The organism is Thiosulfatimonas sediminis (assembly GCF_011398355.1).
In the GTDB taxonomy this organism is placed as follows: Bacteria; Pseudomonadota; Gammaproteobacteria; order Thiomicrospirales; family Thiomicrospiraceae; genus Thiomicrorhabdus; species Thiomicrorhabdus sediminis_A.
Genome location: NZ_AP021889.1, coordinates 1572918 through 1589277, shown reverse-complemented (window position 1 = coordinate 1589277; position 16360 = coordinate 1572918). Strand labels below are relative to the sequence as shown.

Below are 16360 nucleotides of genomic sequence, written 5' to 3'. Positions count from 1 at the left end.
TTTTAACAGGTTCGTTCCGGCGCATGAAGCGGAAGCGTGATAAGTGCACGGCCTTTTGGGTATAATCTGGCGTTTTATGCCTGCTTTTAAGCCCTGAACTGGAGGGGATGGAATGAGTTTATTGGCCTGGTTGGCACAGCATCAGACATTGGCGCCGATTCGTGCGATTGCAGAATTGCCAAGTAATCTGGCGGATCAGATTGCTGCTGGTGAAGTCGTTGAGCGGCCAGCATCAGTCATCAAAGAGTTATTGGAAAATGCGCTGGATTCGGGTGCTGATCAAATTGAAATTCGCTTGCAAGAGGGGGGGAATCATGTAATTGAAGTGGTTGATAATGGCCGCGGTATTGCAAAAGATGAGTTGCTTCTAGCAGTAAGTCGTCATGCCACCAGTAAAATTTATTCAATGCAAGAGTTGGTGGCGGTGCGCTCGCTTGGTTTTCGCGGCGAGGCCTTGGCGAGTATTAGTTCGGTTTCTGATTTTACTTTGCGCAGTCGTACAGTGCATGACAGCAGTGCTTGGCAAGTCAGTGCTCATGGGGACGGCATTTGGCATGGGCCGGAACCCGCCGCCGGTGCTTTCGGGACTTCGGTTAAGGTCAACAATCTGTTTTTTAATACACCGGCGCGAAAAAAGTTTTTGCGTGCACCGCGTACAGAGTTTATTCAAATAGAACAACTTGTTAAGCGAATAATCTTGAGTCATCCTGAGGTAGGGTTTAAGTTATTACATAACGCAAAAATGGTGCGCAATTTGCCCGCTTGTACGGACGAAAAGTCCTTGCAGTTGCGGTTGCAAACACTGTTAGGACAAGAGTTTGTTGAGCATTCATTACAGATAGAGTTTGCTGTGCAAGATTGGCATTTGAGTGGATGGCTTGGTTTGCCAACCTTTAACCGTGCTCAAACCGATATGCAGTATCTATTTGTTAATGGCCGCGTGGTAAAGGATCGGCAGTTAAGTTTTGCTTTAAAACAAGCTTATGCCGATGTGCTTTATCACGGACGGCACGCCGCTTATGTGTTGTTTTTACAGGTGCCGCCTGAGCAGTTGGATGTGAATGTTCATCCGGCTAAACATGAGGTGCGTTTTGCACACAGTCGCGATGTTTATGATTTTTTACGCCGCTCGGTACGAGATGCGGTTGCCAAACCGTTGGCCGCCAGTGAGAGTTTGCAGCCGGGAAGTGGTAAGGCTGTGGATGCGCTGTTAGCTCCGCAAAACAGAAGCGCAATGTCGCCCAGTTCTCCTATGACACTGGATTTTGGTGGTCGGTCTACACAGGGTGAATTGGCGGCTTCTTTGGCTTTTCAAGCACCATTGGGTGATTATCCTCGTTCTTCACAAGCAAAAGATTTGCAGCAACTGGTCCAAGCGCGACGTTATGGCGATGGTTTGTCAGATGATGTTCAAGTTTCGGGTGATGGTCGAAGTGCAGCGCAAGTTGCCGATGCACCACGCAATAATTATGGTGACGCCGCGAGTAGTATGCCACCGTTGGGATTTGCCAAGGCGCAGCTGCATGGCGTTTTTGTGTTAGCGGAAAATCGCCACGGTTTGGTCTTGGTTGATATGCACGCAGCGCATGAGCGAGTGGTGTATGAGCGTTTTAAACAGCAGTGGCAAACATTGCGGTTGGTTAGTCAGCCTTTGTTGGTACCGATTGCGGTTGCGCTAGAGGCGTCGCAAGTTTATCTATGGGAAGGTTGGCAAAGCACTTTTGAGGACTTGGGGTTTTCGATTGAGGCGATAGGGCCAGAGCAGTTAAAAATTACCGCTGTTCCCGCTTTATTGGTCAAGGCCGATGTGGTGGGTCTGTTAAAAGATATGTTAGGGCAGTTTGCCCAGTTTGCCGAAGATGAAACGATTGCACAGGATAGTGCGCACGCGGTGAATGCCAAAATCGACCATATTCTGTCAACCATGGCCTGCCACGGTTCGGTGCGCGCGAATCGTCAGTTAAGTGTGCCGGAGATGAATGAACTGCTGCGTCAGATGGAGCGGACAGATAAAATTGACCAATGCAATCATGGACGACCGACGTGGATACAGTTGTCGATGGAACAGTTAGATAAACTGTTTATGCGCGGTCAGTAAGTCAATAATTCCTACCTTTGACTAAGGGCAGCACAGAATAAATCCTGATTGGGTTTGTTGAACGATTGAAATAATTTGAAGTAATAAAAAACGCATCGCTAGGATAGAGGATAAATGAATCAATCTTTACTGACTGTTGAGGAATCAGCCGCACTGGTTGAATCGTTGCTTGCTGCCAAGCAGGTATTGGCAATCATGGGGCCGACGGCATCTGGAAAAAGTCAGTTGTCGATGGCGTTGGCTGAGGTGTTGCCGATTGAGATTATTAGTGTTGATTCAGCACTGATTTATCGCACGATGGACATTGGCTCGGCAAAACCGAGCGCGGTCGAGATGGCGCAAGTACCACATCATTTGATTGATATTCTTGATGCCAGTGAGACTTATTCAGCCAGCGAGTTTGTTGCTGATGTGCATCGGTTAGTGGCGGAGATTTTTGCACGCGGTAAATTACCGGTGTTAGTCGGCGGAACCATGATGTATTTCAATGCCTTACAGCAGGGAATGAATGACTTACCAAGCGCTGACGAAACCCTGCGTGCTAACTTACAGCAGCAGTGGGATGAGGCTCCAGAAAGTTTGCATAAGCAGTTACTCGAAATGGATCCGACCTCCGCGCAGCGTATTCATCCAAATGATCCGCAGCGTTTAATTCGGGCGCTGGAAGTGTATCACTTGACCGGCAAAACCTTGACTGAACATCGTGAGCATCCAAAGTCGGCGCTCCAAGATTTTAGTTTGGTGAAAATTGCGCTGTTGCCGCAAGACCGTGCTCAATTACACCAGCAAATTGAAACGCGCTTTTTAGCTATGTTGGAACAGGGGTTTTTGCAAGAAGTTGCCGCGTTGATGCAACGCGGTGATTTGCACGCTGAGATGACCTCGATACGGTGTGTCGGTTATCGACAAGCTTGGGAATATTTGAGTGATGAATATGATTATGAAACGTTTGTGCATAAAGGGATTGTGGCGACAAGACAGTTAGCGAAACGCCAATTAACTTGGTTGCGCAAAGAGCCGGATTTATTGGTTTTGGATCCATTTGCCACCTCTTTAACTGAGCGGTTGCGCAATACTTTAGATTTGCTTTTCATTTATCAGTGAATGCGATAGATAAAAACGTCACAAAATTAGGTAAGATAACGATAAAAAGGCAGGTAACTAGCCCTGATTGATTGCGTTTAGGGATTGCAAGACTTTCCCGTTGCGGTTTTAAGCGAGGGCACGCGGTATTGCCTGTTTTTGTTAGGCCCAGCTTGATGGCAAACAGTCTCTGGCTTAGTCAAATCTGTCGTGCTTAAAGCCTTTTAAACTTGTTCTGTATCCCCCTAAGTTATTAGCTTATAAAGGATTTTGTAGATTTTATGAATGCTATTAGTTAAATTGATATTAGAAATCGTTAAGGGTGTGTTATGCTTCTAGCGATTTTAATGTTTAGACAGAGTATTCATTGCTCTTTCAACACGCTTTAGTCAAGTTTGTAGGTTGTGATTTTGCTGAGAACGGTTGATGTTTAAAGCCAACTATAACCAAACAGAAACAAAAAATAAAAATACAAAACAATAAAAAATAACAAGAATAGGAATCAGCATGGAGAGTAAAAAAATAGCTAAGGCTCTGCCTATCCAAGACCCTTACCTTAATGCCCTACGTAAGGAACGTATTAACGTTTCTATCTATTTAGTTAACGGCGTTAAGTTACAGGGTAAGGTCGATTCATTTGATCAGTTTGTGGTGCTACTGCGATCGAATGTTACCCAGATGGTCTATAAACACGCGATTTCGACTATTGTGCCGATGCGTGATCCGAAGCCCTATGAGTTCGGAAGTGATCAGAATGGTGCTACGCCTGAGAGTTAACTTTTGTTAATCCAGCGTTATGTTATTTGCCAAAGGCGAGAAAGTAATTTCTCGCCTTTTGTGTTTAAGGTTGCATTTTCATTTAGCTGCACTTGTTTCACGGCAATGACTATAATGTGTGCGCCTTAAAAACCCAGACAAATGTGATTTTGCGGGTCTGAAATTGTCCAATATAGTAGAGATGGTAAGCCTTAATGGAATTGTTTGATCGCTTCGAGCGACAAGAATTAGAAAAAGCGGTTTTGGTGCACGTAGACTTTTATCAAGAGGCCGACCGCGAAGAATTGGATGAGCTTTATGAGCTAGTGGAATCGGCGGGTGCGCAAATTTGCACCTTGATTACCACCAAGCGAAGTTATCCGGATTCCAAATATTTTATTGGTAAAGGCAAGGCGGAAGAGATTAAGGACGCGGTGGCATTGTATGAGGCTGACGTGGTCATTTTTAACCACGCATTAACACCCGCTCAGGAACGAAATCTAAATAAATATTTAGAGGTCAATGTATTGGATCGCGTTGGGCTGATTTTGGATATTTTCGCACAACGTGCACGTTCGCATGAAGGGAAATTACAGGTTGAATTGGCGCAATTAAAGCGTATGTCAACGCGATTAGTCAAAGGTTGGAGTCACTTAGATCGACAAGGTGGAATTGGTGCGCGAGGGCCCGGTGAGACTCAGTTAGAGAGTGATCGTCGCTTGGTGCAAGGGCGCATCAAACAGTTAGAAGCGAAAATTGAGAAAGTTCGTAAACAACGTGATTTAGGTCGTCGTTCGCGTAAGCGTTCTGAGTTGCCGACTGTGACGATTGTTGGGTACACCAATGCGGGTAAATCGACGCTTTTCAATTACCTTACCTCGGCTGGCGTTTATGCTGAAGATCGTCTGTTTGCCACCTTGGATTCGACCTTGCGAAAGGTGCATTTACCGGGTGCAGGTTCGGTTATTTTTGCTGATACAGTCGGCTTTATACGCCATATTCCGCACGATTTAGTGACCGCATTCCGTTCGACATTGGAAGAGACCAGCGAAGCCAATTTGTTGATTCACTTGATTGATGCGGCGGATCCCCATCGTGAAGAGAAAATCGCGGATGTTGAGGCGGTAATCGCCGAGGTTGGCGCAGCCGATGTTCCGCAATTAAAAATCTTTAATAAAATTGATGCGTTAGAGTCTCCGATTGAACCTAAAGTGGATTATTCAGATGATGGTTTTACGCCGGAAAGAGTGTGGATTTCTGCACGCGATGGGCTTGGTGTTGATTTGATGATGGATGCGGTCGCGTCATTTTTTAAAGGGCGTTTCTATAAAGTTCGTTTGGAACTGGATGTCGCGGCGGGAAAAAAACGGGCGCAACTTTATCAATTGGGGACGATTTTAGAAGAGGGCTTTGATGAGTCTGGTCATAGTTTGTTTACCATGAGTTTGACTGAATACGAATGGAATAGCATTAAAGATTGGCCAGAATTTCACCGTGCCGAACTGCTTAACGAACTTTAAGGCTGTTTGACGGTCCTTAGTTTTGCCGTCTTTGCAGAACAGCTTAAGCAGTCAATCTTGGATATAAGATTAAGGCTCGGTTTTATAAGCGCGCTTAATAGATGACTTTTGCACACAGACTATCTACAATAGTCGAACTCTTGCCTATGCCATATCGAGACGATCCGGATGGTATTAGGCTAAATGTTAATGCTAATGCATGGAGAAGGTTGAATGGCTTGGAATGAACCAGGTAAACCGGGGCAAGATCCTTGGGGCAATTCAGGAAAGAATGGCGGCGGAGATAATAAAGACCGTGAGCCAAGCCGCAGTGGCGGTAATGGAGACGACGATCTAACCAAGCTATTTAAGAAAGCAGCCGAAAAGCTGAATTCAGGTGGTTCGGGCAGTGGCGGTATCGGTGGTTTTGGCGGTGCGGCACTGTTTGGGGTGATATTTGTCGTTTGGATGCTTTCCGGTATTTACATTGTTGATCCCGCAGAGCGCGGTGTGGTCACTCGCTTCGGTGCTTTTGTGGATGAAACCAAAGCAGGCCCGCATTGGCATTTTCCCTACCCGATTGAGAATGTCACTATTGTTAACGTCGATCAAATTCGTACTGCAGAAATTGGTTACCGTTCCGATGTGCGTAATGTCGCCGGTAATGTCCCGAACGAATCACTGATGTTGACTAAGGACGAAAACATTGTTGATTTGAAAATTGCTGTGCAGTACCAAGTGCAAAGCGCCAGTAAATATCTGTTTGAAATTGCGGATCCAGATCCAACCCTACGCATCGTTACAGAAAGTGCTTTGCGTGAAGTGGTTGGTCAAAGCACCATGGACTTTGTTCTAACCGAAGGGCGTAATGAAGTCGTTGCACGCGTTCAGCAGTTAGCGCAAGAACGTTTAGATGCTTATAACGCCGGTTTGTTGATTACCTCGGTTAACTTGCAGGATGCGCAGCCACCTGAGCAGGTGCAAGCCTCTTTTGCTGACGTGGTAAAAGCGCGAGAAGACCGTGAGCGTTTAATTAATGAAGCGGAAGCGTATTCAAATGAAATTTTGCCGATTGCACGCGGTAACGCGGCACGTCAATTGGAAGAAGCAAGTGCTTACCATGATCAAGTGATCGCCGAAGCGAAAGGTGAGGCGGCGCGTTTCAGCAGTATCGTAACCGAATACAGTAAAGCGCCGGAAGTCACTCGTAATCGTATTTATATTGATGCGGTGTCGAATGTGTTAGGTCGTACATCTAAAGTGTTTATTGGTTCGGACAGTACCAATAATCTGTTGTATTTACCTTTGGATAAGATGATTGGTCAACAGGCAACGGTGCCGTTTAAAGCGGATGCGATGCCTAAGTCAGTCGCGGCAACCGGTTCGACAACCGGAAGCAATACGCAACAACAACCGGCAACGACGAATATTCGTGATTACCTAAGAAATAGGGAGCTTCGTTAATGAAATCAGTTTTATCGATCTTAGTTGCGGCAGTGATTTTTATTGGCAGTGGTTCTGTTTATATGGTTAAACAGTCGGAAACCGCAGTGGTTTTGCGTCTTGGTGAAATCGTCAAAGCCGATGTCGCGCCGGGTCTGCATTTCAAAATGCCTTTTGTCAACAACGTGCGTTACTTTGACTCACGTCTGCAGACATTGGACTCTGCGCCAGAACGTTTTCTGACCAGTGAAAAGAAAAACTTAGAAGTGGATTCTTTTGTCCGCTGGCGTGTTCAGGATGTTGCCAAGTTCTACACCACTATGAATGGGGATTTCCGTTTAGCAGGTATGCGTCTTGGGCAGATTGTAAAAGATGGTCTTCGTGCTGAATTTGGTAACCGTACGGTGAAAGAGGTTATCTCTGGCGAGCGTGTTGAAATCGCACAGAAAATCAAAGAAGCAACAGAAATGACCGCTAAGTCGTTTGGTATTGAAATCGAAGATGTACGCATAAAACGTATTGATTTGGCAAAGGATATTTCTGAATCGGTATATCGCCGTATGGAAGCAGAACGTAATCGTGTCGCGAAAGATTTGCGTTCTAAAGGTGCAGAATCGGCTGAAAAAATTCGTGCCGATGCCGATCGTCAGCGTGTGGTTATTTTAGCCGATGCATATTCTCAAGCTGAAATGATCAAAGGTCGTGGTGATGCGACAGCTGCCGACATTTATGCCAAAGCTTATAACCAAGACCCAGAGTTTTACTCTTTTTATCACAGCATGAACGCGTATCAAAAATCGTTTGCTGATAAGGGTGATGTTCTAGTGGTTGATCCAAACTCGGACTTCTTCAAATACTTTAATAACCGTTCGCAATCAGCGGGCCAGTAAGTCTTTGAAAAAGGTTAACAAGGTGGGCTTGCCCACCTTTTTTTTGACAAATGCGCACTCCGGATTGGCTCTGTTTAGACGTTGCGCCAAGATGGCTGATGCAGAGCGTTTATAGGGCTTGTATGTTTGAAACCTTACTTGCAGCCATCGCTTTGGTGTTTATTATCGAAGGGCTTCTGCCTTTTGTGTTCCCAGAAGTTTGGAAAAAAATGATGGCCGAAGCCTCGGCATTACCAGAGGGTAGCTTGCGTACAATGGGATTGGTTTCCATTACAATCGGTTTGCTACTGCTACTAATTTTTAGTTAAGCGTGCCATTTTGTTTTACAATACGCACGCTTAGATTAAATCAAAAGATTAAAAGAAGTTCACAATGCAACAATCGTCGTGGTTTACGCCGGAAGGTTTAGAAGACCTGTTACCTCCTCAAGCGCAGAAGCTTGAATTCTATCGCCGCCAATTACTAGATGGGTTTGAACTGTCTGGTTATGATTTAGTGCTACCACCCTTAGCTGAATTTACGGATTCGCTATTGACCGGAACAGCTCGTCATATGGCCGTTGACACTTGCCGTTTTACCGATCAAGAGAGCGGACGAATGATGGGAGTGCGTGCTGACATGACACCTCAGGTTGCGCGTATCGTCTCAAATCGTCTGAAAGCGAATAACGGTATTTCTCGTCTTTGCTATGTTGGTGAGGTGTTAAAAACACGCAACAATAAAGCCAAAGGTTCTCGCAGTCCAATTCAAGTTGGCGCTGAATTATTTGGGCATGGCGGCATTGAAAGCGATATTGAGATTATCGAGTTGATGTTGGAAAGCTTAAAAGGAATTAATTTAACGATTAAATTAAGTCTTGGTCATGTTGGCATTGTGGATGAATTGATTGCGCTTGCGGGGTTGAATGAAACTCAAGGCAGTGAGCTGATTGATATTTTAGAGCGCAAAGCGATTCCAGAGTTTGAAGCATTTATTGCGGATAATGTTGCTGCAGATTGGACACCGCGTTTTACTCAGTTAATCTCTTATTGCGGCAACGCGGCACAAACCATTTCGCGTGCGCAAGCCGAGTTTGCTGGGCTTTCATCGAAAATGGACGCCTATTTAAACCATTTGGCTGAAATGGTACGTCATTTACAAGCGACCCATAACGGTGTAGATATCCATTTGGATTTGGCCGATATTCGCGGTTTCCAGTACCATACAGGAATTATCTTTGCCGCTTACAGCGCGTGCGGTTTCTTGCAGCCGATTGCCAAAGGTGGACGCTATGATAATATCGGTGCCGATTTTGGTTTGGCCTTACCAGCCACAGGCTTTAGTCTAGATTTACGTGGTTCCTTGGATTTATTGGCTGATGTGACCCACAATGTTGAGGTGGTTTACGCCCCTTGTCTATCTGACGCAAGGTTGCAGGCAAAAATTGAAGCACTTAAGGCACAAGGTGTTAAAGTGATTAAGTCTTATGATTTAGATTGCGAAAACGGCACGAAGCTTAGTAACCAAAATGGTGAATGGCAGCTGATTTAACTGGCCAAGTAAACACTTTTAGAAATGCAGAGGAGGCGTTGGTTTTACATCGAGCCTCTTTTGTTGTGTATGAAATTTTAAAAACTAAGAAGATACATTTTATGACCAAACGCAATATTGTTGTTGTCGGTACCCAATGGGGTGACGAAGGTAAAGGGAAAATCGTTGATTTGCTGACCGATCGAGTGGCTGCCGTCGTGCGCTTTCAAGGTGGTCACAATGCCGGACACACCCTGGTTATCGACGGTCATAAAACCGTATTGCATCTTATTCCTTCCGGCATTTTGCGTGAAAAAGTTGAATGTTTTATTGGTAACGGTGTGGTTTTAGCGCCAGAAGCCCTACAAAAAGAAGTGAATGATTTAGAAGCAACCGGTTTACAAGTTAAAAATCGTTTAAAAATTTCGGATGCGTGTCCGTTAATTTTGGATTATCACGTTGCGCTTGACCAAGCACGCGAAATGGCGCGCGGTAAAAAAGCGATTGGTACGACAGGTCGTGGTATCGGGCCGGCCTACGAAGATAAGGTGGCGCGTCGCGGTTTACGTGCTGGCGATTTGCGTAATATGGAACAGTTCAGAGTTAAATTACAAGAAATTTTGGAATTTCATAATTTTGCTTTGGAGCATTACTACAAAGCCGAAAAGGTCGATTTTGAACAACTTTGGCAAAAATGCCAAGCTTATGCCGATTTGATTGTACCTATGTTAGCGGATATTCCAAATCTGATTGATACCTACAATCGTCAAGGTAAAAACCTAATGTTTGAAGGTGCGCAAGGTACTTTATTAGATATCGACCAAGGAACTTACCCTTATGTGACTTCGTCGAATACAACTTCTGGTGGGGCGGCTTCGGGTGCGGGGATTGGACCAACGCAATTGGATTATGTTTTAGGTATTACTAAGGCTTATGCCACTCGAGTTGGCGGCGGTCCATTCCCAACTGAATTGTGTTACGACTGTGCAACCGATGTCGGTGATGAGGTTGGTAAAGAGCTTGGCACGCGTGGACGTGAGTTTGGCGCAACCACTGGCCGTCAGCGTCGTTGTGGTTGGTTTGACGCAGTCGCTTTGCGCCGTTCAGCGCAAATTAACGGTTTAACCGGTATCTGCTTAACTAAGTTAGATGTTATGGATAATTTGGCGGAAGTTAAAATCTGTATCTCTTACAGCAAAGATGGCGAGACTTTATTGTTGCCGCCTTCCAGTGCCGATGAGTATGAGCGTTGTGAACCTAATTACGTGACCATGCCGGGTTGGCAAACCTCAACGGTGGGTGTGGAATCTTGGGATGCGTTACCGCAAGCGGCGAAAGATTACATTCGTTTCCTAGAAAGTGAAGTTGGTGTGAAAGTGTCGATTCTTTCGACTGGCCCAGATCGTTCGGAAACCTTGGTGTTAGAAGACCCGTTTGAGGTGTAATCTCCAATCGTGATTCCCTGAAAAGCCAAGCAAATTGCTTGGCTTTTTGCGTTTTACTGAATTGATTTTATTCGCTCAAGGCAAATGGTGTTATGCCTGTCGTATGGTAACTTGTTTCGTAACCGTCCGGCAATCACCGGTTGCTAGGCTGCCAATTGTGCGGTAGGAGTTGGTCGATTTGACTGGCTTTATGGCTGGGCAAGCGTTCAAGCACCTCTTTGAGATAGGCGTAAGGCTCCAGACCATTGTTTTTAGCTGATTGAATCAAGCTCATAATATTCGCGGCACGTTGACCACTGCGCAGACTGCCGGCAAACAACCAATTCTTGCGACCTAACGCCCAAGGTCGTATTTGATTTTCCACCCAGTTATTATCGATGGGCAGGCGGCCATCTCCGAGATATCGGCTTAAGGCATCCCAACGCTTCAGACTATAGTTAATCGCTTTTTCCGTTGCCCCACCTTTGGGCACTTTTTCTCGATGGACCTTCAGCCATTTGAGCAGCAAGTCCATGATCGGTTTGGATTTTTGCTGCCGGATGGTCTGTCGTTCCTCTGGGGGCAAGGGTTGAATCTCTTTTTCAATCGCGTAAAGTTGCCCCATCATGTCGATGGCTTGAATCGCAATCGTGCTTTTGCCGCTTTCATGCAGCTCAACGAACTTACGACGGGCATGCGCCATACAACCCACTTCGGTCACGCCTTGTTTAAAACTGGCTTTGTACCCAGGATAGTCATCACACACCAGTGCGCCTTTCCAGTCTTGTAGGGCTTCTCGTGCAAACTTGCCGTTTCGTCCTTCACTAAAGTGGTAATACACCGCGTTGTGTTCTGCATTGGCTGGATTGGTGTAGGCCCACAGATAGGCTTTATGGGTTTTCTTATTCCCCGGCTTGAGCATGGGCACTGGGGTTTCATCGGCGTGCAAGACCGGTTGCGTCAGCAAAAAGTCTTTGAGTGCTTGAGCCACCGGTTCAAGTTGAACACCACAGACGCCGACCCATTCGGCTAAAGTGGAACTGGGTAATTTAACACCGGCCCGTTCAAAGATCTGAGCTTGACGATACAGCGGTAAGTGATCAGCGTATTTGGCGATGAGCAGATGTGCGAGTAACCCAGAGGTGGGCAGACCTTTGTCAATGATTTGTGGGGGCATCGGTTTTTGAACCAGAGTTTCACAGGCATCGCACGCCCATTTGGAGCGAATATGACGTTCCACTTGAAACGTCCCCGGCAGATAATCCAGCTTCTCACTGACGTCTTCACCAATATGGCGTAATTGACAGCCACATGAACAGGTGGTGGATTCGGGATCATGACGGATGTCAAGACGAGGTAGGTGTTCGGGTAGCGGCCGACGCTTAGGTTTTTTCTTTGGTTGCGCTGTGTCGGTTTTGTCTCTAAGCGCATCCAGTTCCGATTCAATCGCCGCAATATCCGCATCACTCACCTCATCGAGTAGCGACATCTGTAACGCACAGAGCTGTTCGCTCTTATGAGAGAATTTTAGACGTCTCAGATAGGCCAACTCATGCGTGAGTTGATCGATTTTAAGCTCTTTTTGTTGAATGGCTTTGGCATCGGCGGCGATGCGCTGGTCTTTTTCTTCAACCTGAACCAACAACTGCGCTGCCAGTGTCCGTAACTGGTGGGCAGAGAGTTGATTGAGGTTTAGCAGCGTTTTCATGCCGCGGATTATAAAGACTAACTCAGAGCAAGGGAAGTCTCGAGTCGTTGCCAAGGCAAGCCCTGCACCAGTGCCAGACATTGTTCAGGGGAGAGTGTCACGGATTCGCCTCGCCACAGCTCAGCCCAATGGAATTTACCTTGATTCAAACGTCGAGCACACAGCCAGATGCCTAAGCCATCGTGGATCAGTATCTTCATTCGATTGCTTCGCTTATTCGCAAACAGATACGCATGATGAGGCTTGGCTTCACCAAACACGGCAATCACTCGAGATAATGCGGTATCGGGTCCGGCACGCATATCCAAAGGTTCAGTGGCAAGCCAATAATGGTCGATTCGAATCATGACTGCACCGACTTGACAAAGGCGCTTAATTTGGCCAATTCTGTGACAGGCCAGTGCACGGCAATCTTGCCTTGGGTCGAAGGCAATTCAATTAACACGTTTGTAGACGTTTTTGACGCAGTTTCCATCGGTAGAGGGATAAAAGCCGGTTGCACTGTTACATCAGAGGGTGTTTTTAAAGCCCGCTTCCAATTGTGAATCAGATTAGCATTCAAGCCATGCTCTCGAGCCACTTGAGCGATGGAAGTATTGGGCTGATGACAAGCTTCTAAGATCTGGCGCTTAAATTCGGTGGGATAACGTTTTCTGGGCTGCTTTGCAACGGGAAGATTTTGAGCAGTGTTGGGTGTGTTCATAAATTAGGTGTCCATTAAAATTGCGTGGACACCAAATTATTCACAAAAAAGCAATGGTCAGAAGAGGTATTCACCGGACGCTTACCTTGTTTCGTTACCGCTTAACTACAGGCGCGTTCAATCAGTGAGGGCAGTTTTTCTGGATCAAACGGTTTAACAATCCAGCCGGTTGCACCTAACTCACGGCCGCGCATTTTGAGTTCAGGGCTGGCTTCAGTGGTAAGCATCAACACTGGCGTAAAGCGGCTTCTTTCTAATTGACGTAAAGCTTCTAAGAAACCTAAACCGTCCATAATAGGCATGTTCACATCGCTGATAATTACGTCAAAATCCTGTTGTTGGATTTTTTCTAAGCCCTCTACGCCATTGCTCGCTAGAGTAACTTGATAGTGGTTTTGTAATACCAGATTGACCAGTTTACGCATCGATGCGGCATCATCAACATAAAGTACTTGCTTCATTGGAGAAATTCCTTTTTCGGTAACACTGGCATTGTATCGGAAGTGACTTGTAACGCCTATTGGCAAAGTTTGCTAAAATTGCGCGCGTTGATAGAAATTAAGGAAAAGGCAGATTATGGTTCAATTAATGCAAATGATTCCAACGGCGTTGAAAATGGCGAATGCACAAGCATTCGCTCAAGTTCATCAGTCGTCCTTATTCGCCTGCGATTTAAGTCAAGACACTGAAGCGTGGCAGCCGGGTTGGGAATTTTTGATAGATCGTGTTGATTTAAATGCTGATGGCAAAGCGCAGTATGTATTAGAAAAAGGCGAAAGCAAAAGCGGTGAAGAGTCGGTTTTTGTTTTAGATTTAGGCGATATTGATGCGTCTTGGTTTATTATCTGCTTGCGTTTCGGGATTGAATCCTGGGATAGGACAGCCATCTTGAATGCGCTTCAGAGTGATTTTTACGGCAGTGATATTGCCTTAAAAAACTTGCAAAATGAACAGGTTAAATTACTTTCTGAACACGTTGACGATTTTCTGGCGAGATTTCCCGAGGGTGGTTTGCATGGTGTCACGTGTGATATGGCTGAGTTATTTACGCTTGAAGAAGATTTTAGTGTAACCCAGGCGAAGCGCCAAGCGGAGCAAGCAGCGTTGCAAAAAGCCAAAGACGATGCACAACGCCAAGAATCGGAATGTCCGTTTTTTTAAAATCAACGACACGACAAATTTTCATGAAACCATAGTCTCAGCTTGGTATCATAGCAAACCATTTAAATTGACTTTGTTAACAAAGGAAAACGCATGTTACAAGCTATTCGTAATCGTGCCCAAGGCTGGATTGCCTGGGTGATTGTCGGATTAATCATCTTAACTTTCGCACTTTTCGGTATCGAACAGTACGCGCAAGGTGATAAAAGTGTTGATGTTGCCGAAGTGAACGGCGAAGGCATTGGCAGTGGTGAATTTTTAACCCTCTACAATGCCCAGAAAATGCGTTTACAACAGCAGTTCGGCGATATGTATGACACTGTCGTACAGGACGAAGCGCTTCGCTCTCAGGTTTTGGATGCCTTAATTGAATCCAAACTGATTGAACAGTGGGCTGACAAGCAGGGCTTATTAATTTCCGATTCACAATTGGCTGCCGCGATTCAAGGTGCTCCGGTTTTCCAGAAGGACGGAGTCTTTTCGGATGAGCAATACAAGCAGGTGTTGGCCAATAATGGTTTCTCGGTTGCCCGTTTTGAATATGAGCAGCGACAATTTCTGGTTGAGAACCAGTTTAAGGGGTTGTTGAGCCATTCAAGTTTTGCTTCCGAAGTTGAAGTCGACCAATTAGCGCAGTTACAAGGCCAAGAGCGTGAAGTGAATTATTTACGCGTCGATCAGCGTCCGTTTTTTGACAAGGTAATGATTAGCGATGAGCAGATTGCGACCGCCTACGAAACCAATAAAGCGGATTATCAAGAGTCAGAAAAGGTAAAAATCAATTTTGTTGAGCTTTCTCAAGCAGCCTTAGCGGCCAAGATTGCAGTCACGGATGAAGCAATTGAAGCGTTTTACAATGAGAATCAAGCGCTGTTTGCTACCCCAGAAAAACGTCAAGCGCGACATATTCTGATTCGTACTCAAGGTGAGAGTGATGCGCCTGCAGCTTTGCAGCAAATTAAAGAGATTCAAGCGAAAATTGCTGCCGGTGAAGATTTTGCTGAATTAGCAAAGACTTTTTCGCAAGACCCTGGTTCAGCAACCAGTGGTGGCGATTTGGGTTCATTTGAGCAAGGTATGATGGTTCCTGAATTTGATGAAGCTGTCTTCTCAATGCAGGCAGGTCAAGTTTCTGAGCCGATTAAAACAGAGTTTGGTTATCATTTGATTAAGTTGGATGCGATCATGCCACGTGCGGTCAAGGCTTTGGCAGAAGTACGTGATGAAGTGCTTGCAGATTATCAGAACCAGCAAGCCGAGCGTCAATACTTCACTTTGTTGGATCAGTTAAACACCATCGCCTATGAGCAACCCGATAGCCTTGAGCCGGTCGCTGAAGCCTTAGGATTAGAGGTGCAGACTTCTGAATATTTTGCGCGTAACGGCGGGCAAGATGCCATCACCTCAAACCAGAAAGTGATCAATATGGCTTTCTCGGACGATGTCTTGAAAAACAAGTTGAACTCAACAGCCGTTGAAATGGGTGCAAATCAAGCGGTGGTTATTCGTGTCAATGATTACCAACCAGAGCGTCAAAAAACTTTGGCTGAAGTAAGTGCCGAGATTAAGCTGCAGTTAGAGCGAGAAGCTTCAATTGCTGAAGCGGCGAAATTAGCGCAGAATCTTTTAGAAAAACTTAAGCAAGGTGAAACGCCAGAGTCGCTCATGACGAATGGTATTGAATGGAATACGGTTGGTTGGGTCGGTCGTGATGCGCAAAATTTGTTACCGCAAATGCTGGCAGAAGTGTTCAAGATTGCTAAGCCGATTGACAATCAAGCAGTATGGCACGAATACCAATTACCGACGGGCGATACTGTGTTGATTCAGTTGAATGCGGTTCGAGCTAAACCATTAACTGCGCAGCAACGCGAGCCGCTAAAACAGGCTTATGCAGAGCTAAACGCCAACGCAGAATTAAATGCTCGAGTGCAAGCCTTAAATAATACGGCGGATATTGAGAAAAAAGCGATTTACAAAACCATTAAATAACCAAATCTTGGTTTTTAGATAAAACAAGAATCCCGATAAGTCCGTGCTGATTTGTCGGGATTTTTTGTTTTAGATTTCTTTATAATCGGCTTTT

General features: G+C 45.6%; 15 protein-coding genes. 11 read left to right on the top strand and 4 right to left on the bottom strand.

Annotation, left to right across the window (positions count from 1 at the left end):
• The first annotated feature begins 112 nt into the window (after window positions 1-112).
• The 9 genes from mutL to HRR27_RS07320 all read left to right on the top strand — a co-directional run bounded on the left by mutL (window position 113) and on the right by HRR27_RS07320 (window position 10723).
• On the top strand, window positions 113-2098 hold the full coding sequence (gene mutL, locus HRR27_RS07360; RefSeq protein ID WP_173272361.1) for a DNA mismatch repair endonuclease MutL: 1986 nt from the start codon (window positions 113-115) through the stop codon (window positions 2096-2098).
• 114 nt (window positions 2099-2212) lie between these two features.
• Entirely contained in the window at window positions 2213-3202 is a 990-nt protein-coding gene (miaA, locus tag HRR27_RS07355) for a tRNA (adenosine(37)-N6)-dimethylallyltransferase MiaA (protein WP_173272359.1), read from the top strand.
• A gap of 486 nt (window positions 3203-3688) precedes the next feature.
• Window positions 3689-3958 (top strand): RNA chaperone Hfq, encoded by a 270-nt coding sequence (hfq, locus tag HRR27_RS07350; protein WP_173272357.1) that lies wholly within the window; start codon window positions 3689-3691, stop codon window positions 3956-3958.
• A gap of 194 nt (window positions 3959-4152) precedes the next feature.
• Complete coding sequence (gene hflX / locus HRR27_RS07345; RefSeq protein ID WP_173272354.1) at window positions 4153-5457, top strand: ribosome rescue GTPase HflX; 1305 nt, start codon at window positions 4153-4155, stop codon at window positions 5455-5457.
• Between the two features lie 213 nt (window positions 5458-5670).
• Window positions 5671-6900, top strand: coding sequence for an FtsH protease activity modulator HflK (gene hflK / locus HRR27_RS07340; protein WP_173272352.1), 1230 nt, complete (start codon window positions 5671-5673; stop codon window positions 6898-6900).
• Window positions 6900-7769 (top strand): protease modulator HflC, encoded by an 870-nt coding sequence (hflC, locus tag HRR27_RS07335; RefSeq protein WP_173272349.1) that lies wholly within the window; start codon window positions 6900-6902, stop codon window positions 7767-7769. The genes hflK and hflC overlap by 1 nt, the downstream gene beginning before the upstream one ends.
• A gap of 122 nt (window positions 7770-7891) precedes the next feature.
• Window positions 7892-8077 carry a DUF2065 domain-containing protein gene (locus HRR27_RS07330; protein WP_173272346.1) on the top strand — a complete coding sequence of 62 codons (186 nt, stop codon included), beginning with the start codon at window positions 7892-7894 and terminating at the stop codon, window positions 8075-8077.
• A 64-nt stretch (window positions 8078-8141) separates the two neighbouring features.
• Window positions 8142-9299, top strand: a complete 1158-nt coding sequence (locus HRR27_RS07325) for an ATP phosphoribosyltransferase regulatory subunit (RefSeq protein ID WP_173272344.1) — start codon at window positions 8142-8144, stop codon at window positions 9297-9299.
• A gap of 101 nt (window positions 9300-9400) precedes the next feature.
• Window positions 9401-10723 carry an adenylosuccinate synthase gene (locus HRR27_RS07320; RefSeq protein ID WP_173272342.1) on the top strand — a complete coding sequence of 441 codons (1323 nt, stop codon included), beginning with the start codon at window positions 9401-9403 and terminating at the stop codon, window positions 10721-10723.
• Window positions 10724-10856: 133 nt separating this feature from the next.
• Here HRR27_RS07320 and tnpC read toward each other — a convergent pair whose 3' ends face one another.
• The 4 genes from tnpC to HRR27_RS07300 all read right to left on the bottom strand — a co-directional run bounded on the left by tnpC (window position 10857) and on the right by HRR27_RS07300 (window position 13574).
• The gene (gene tnpC / locus HRR27_RS07315) at window positions 10857-12410 is read right to left on the bottom strand and encodes an IS66 family transposase (RefSeq protein ID WP_173272340.1); all 1554 of its coding nucleotides are present in this window, start codon (window positions 12408-12410) and stop codon (window positions 10857-10859) included.
• A gap of 17 nt (window positions 12411-12427) precedes the next feature.
• The gene (gene tnpB, locus HRR27_RS07310; protein WP_173272338.1) at window positions 12428-12757 is read right to left on the bottom strand and encodes an IS66 family insertion sequence element accessory protein TnpB; all 330 of its coding nucleotides are present in this window, start codon (window positions 12755-12757) and stop codon (window positions 12428-12430) included.
• On the bottom strand, window positions 12754-13113 hold the full coding sequence (tnpA, locus tag HRR27_RS07305) for an IS66-like element accessory protein TnpA (RefSeq protein ID WP_173272336.1): 360 nt from the start codon (window positions 13111-13113) through the stop codon (window positions 12754-12756). The genes tnpB and tnpA overlap by 4 nt, the downstream gene beginning before the upstream one ends.
• A 101-nt stretch (window positions 13114-13214) precedes the next feature.
• Window positions 13215-13574, bottom strand: coding sequence for a response regulator (locus HRR27_RS07300; protein WP_173272334.1), 360 nt, complete (start codon window positions 13572-13574; stop codon window positions 13215-13217).
• A 115-nt stretch (window positions 13575-13689) separates the two neighbouring features.
• On the opposite strand from HRR27_RS07300, the gene HRR27_RS07295 reads away from it, so the two are divergent.
• Both HRR27_RS07295 and HRR27_RS07290 read left to right on the top strand, forming a co-directional pair.
• Entirely contained in the window at window positions 13690-14274 is a 585-nt protein-coding gene (locus HRR27_RS07295; protein ID WP_173272332.1) for a hypothetical protein, read from the top strand.
• Window positions 14275-14367: 93 nt separating this feature from the next.
• The gene (locus HRR27_RS07290) at window positions 14368-16266 is read left to right on the top strand and encodes a SurA N-terminal domain-containing protein (protein ID WP_173272330.1); all 1899 of its coding nucleotides are present in this window, start codon (window positions 14368-14370) and stop codon (window positions 16264-16266) included.
• Window positions 16267-16360: the final 94 nt, after the last annotated feature.

Bases quoted from the DNA above. Each gene is read 5' to 3' on its own strand.
- HRR27_RS07325 (WP_173272344.1), top strand. From the start codon at position 8,142: ATGCAACAATCGTCGTGGTTTACGCCGGAAGGTTTAGAAGACCTGTTA.
- miaA (WP_173272359.1), top strand. From the start codon at position 2,213: ATGAATCAATCTTTACTGACTGTTGAGGAATCAGCCGCACTGGTTGAA.
- tnpB (WP_173272338.1), bottom strand. From the start codon at position 12,757: ATGATTCGAATCGACCATTATTGGCTTGCCACTGAACCTTTGGATATG.
- HRR27_RS07295 (WP_173272332.1), top strand. From the start codon at position 13,690: ATGGTTCAATTAATGCAAATGATTCCAACGGCGTTGAAAATGGCGAAT.
- HRR27_RS07320 (WP_173272342.1), top strand. From the start codon at position 9,401: ATGACCAAACGCAATATTGTTGTTGTCGGTACCCAATGGGGTGACGAA.
- hflK (WP_173272352.1), top strand. From the start codon at position 5,671: ATGGCTTGGAATGAACCAGGTAAACCGGGGCAAGATCCTTGGGGCAAT.
- HRR27_RS07300 (WP_173272334.1), bottom strand. From the start codon at position 13,574: ATGAAGCAAGTACTTTATGTTGATGATGCCGCATCGATGCGTAAACTG.
- hfq (WP_173272357.1), top strand. From the start codon at position 3,689: ATGGAGAGTAAAAAAATAGCTAAGGCTCTGCCTATCCAAGACCCTTAC.
- tnpA (WP_173272336.1), bottom strand. From the start codon at position 13,113: ATGAACACACCCAACACTGCTCAAAATCTTCCCGTTGCAAAGCAGCCC.
- hflX (WP_173272354.1), top strand. From the start codon at position 4,153: ATGGAATTGTTTGATCGCTTCGAGCGACAAGAATTAGAAAAAGCGGTT.
- HRR27_RS07290 (WP_173272330.1), top strand. From the start codon at position 14,368: ATGTTACAAGCTATTCGTAATCGTGCCCAAGGCTGGATTGCCTGGGTG.
- hflC (WP_173272349.1), top strand. From the start codon at position 6,900: ATGAAATCAGTTTTATCGATCTTAGTTGCGGCAGTGATTTTTATTGGC.
- tnpC (WP_173272340.1), bottom strand. From the start codon at position 12,410: ATGAAAACGCTGCTAAACCTCAATCAACTCTCTGCCCACCAGTTACGG.
- mutL (WP_173272361.1), top strand. From the start codon at position 113: ATGAGTTTATTGGCCTGGTTGGCACAGCATCAGACATTGGCGCCGATT.
- HRR27_RS07330 (WP_173272346.1), top strand. From the start codon at position 7,892: ATGTTTGAAACCTTACTTGCAGCCATCGCTTTGGTGTTTATTATCGAA.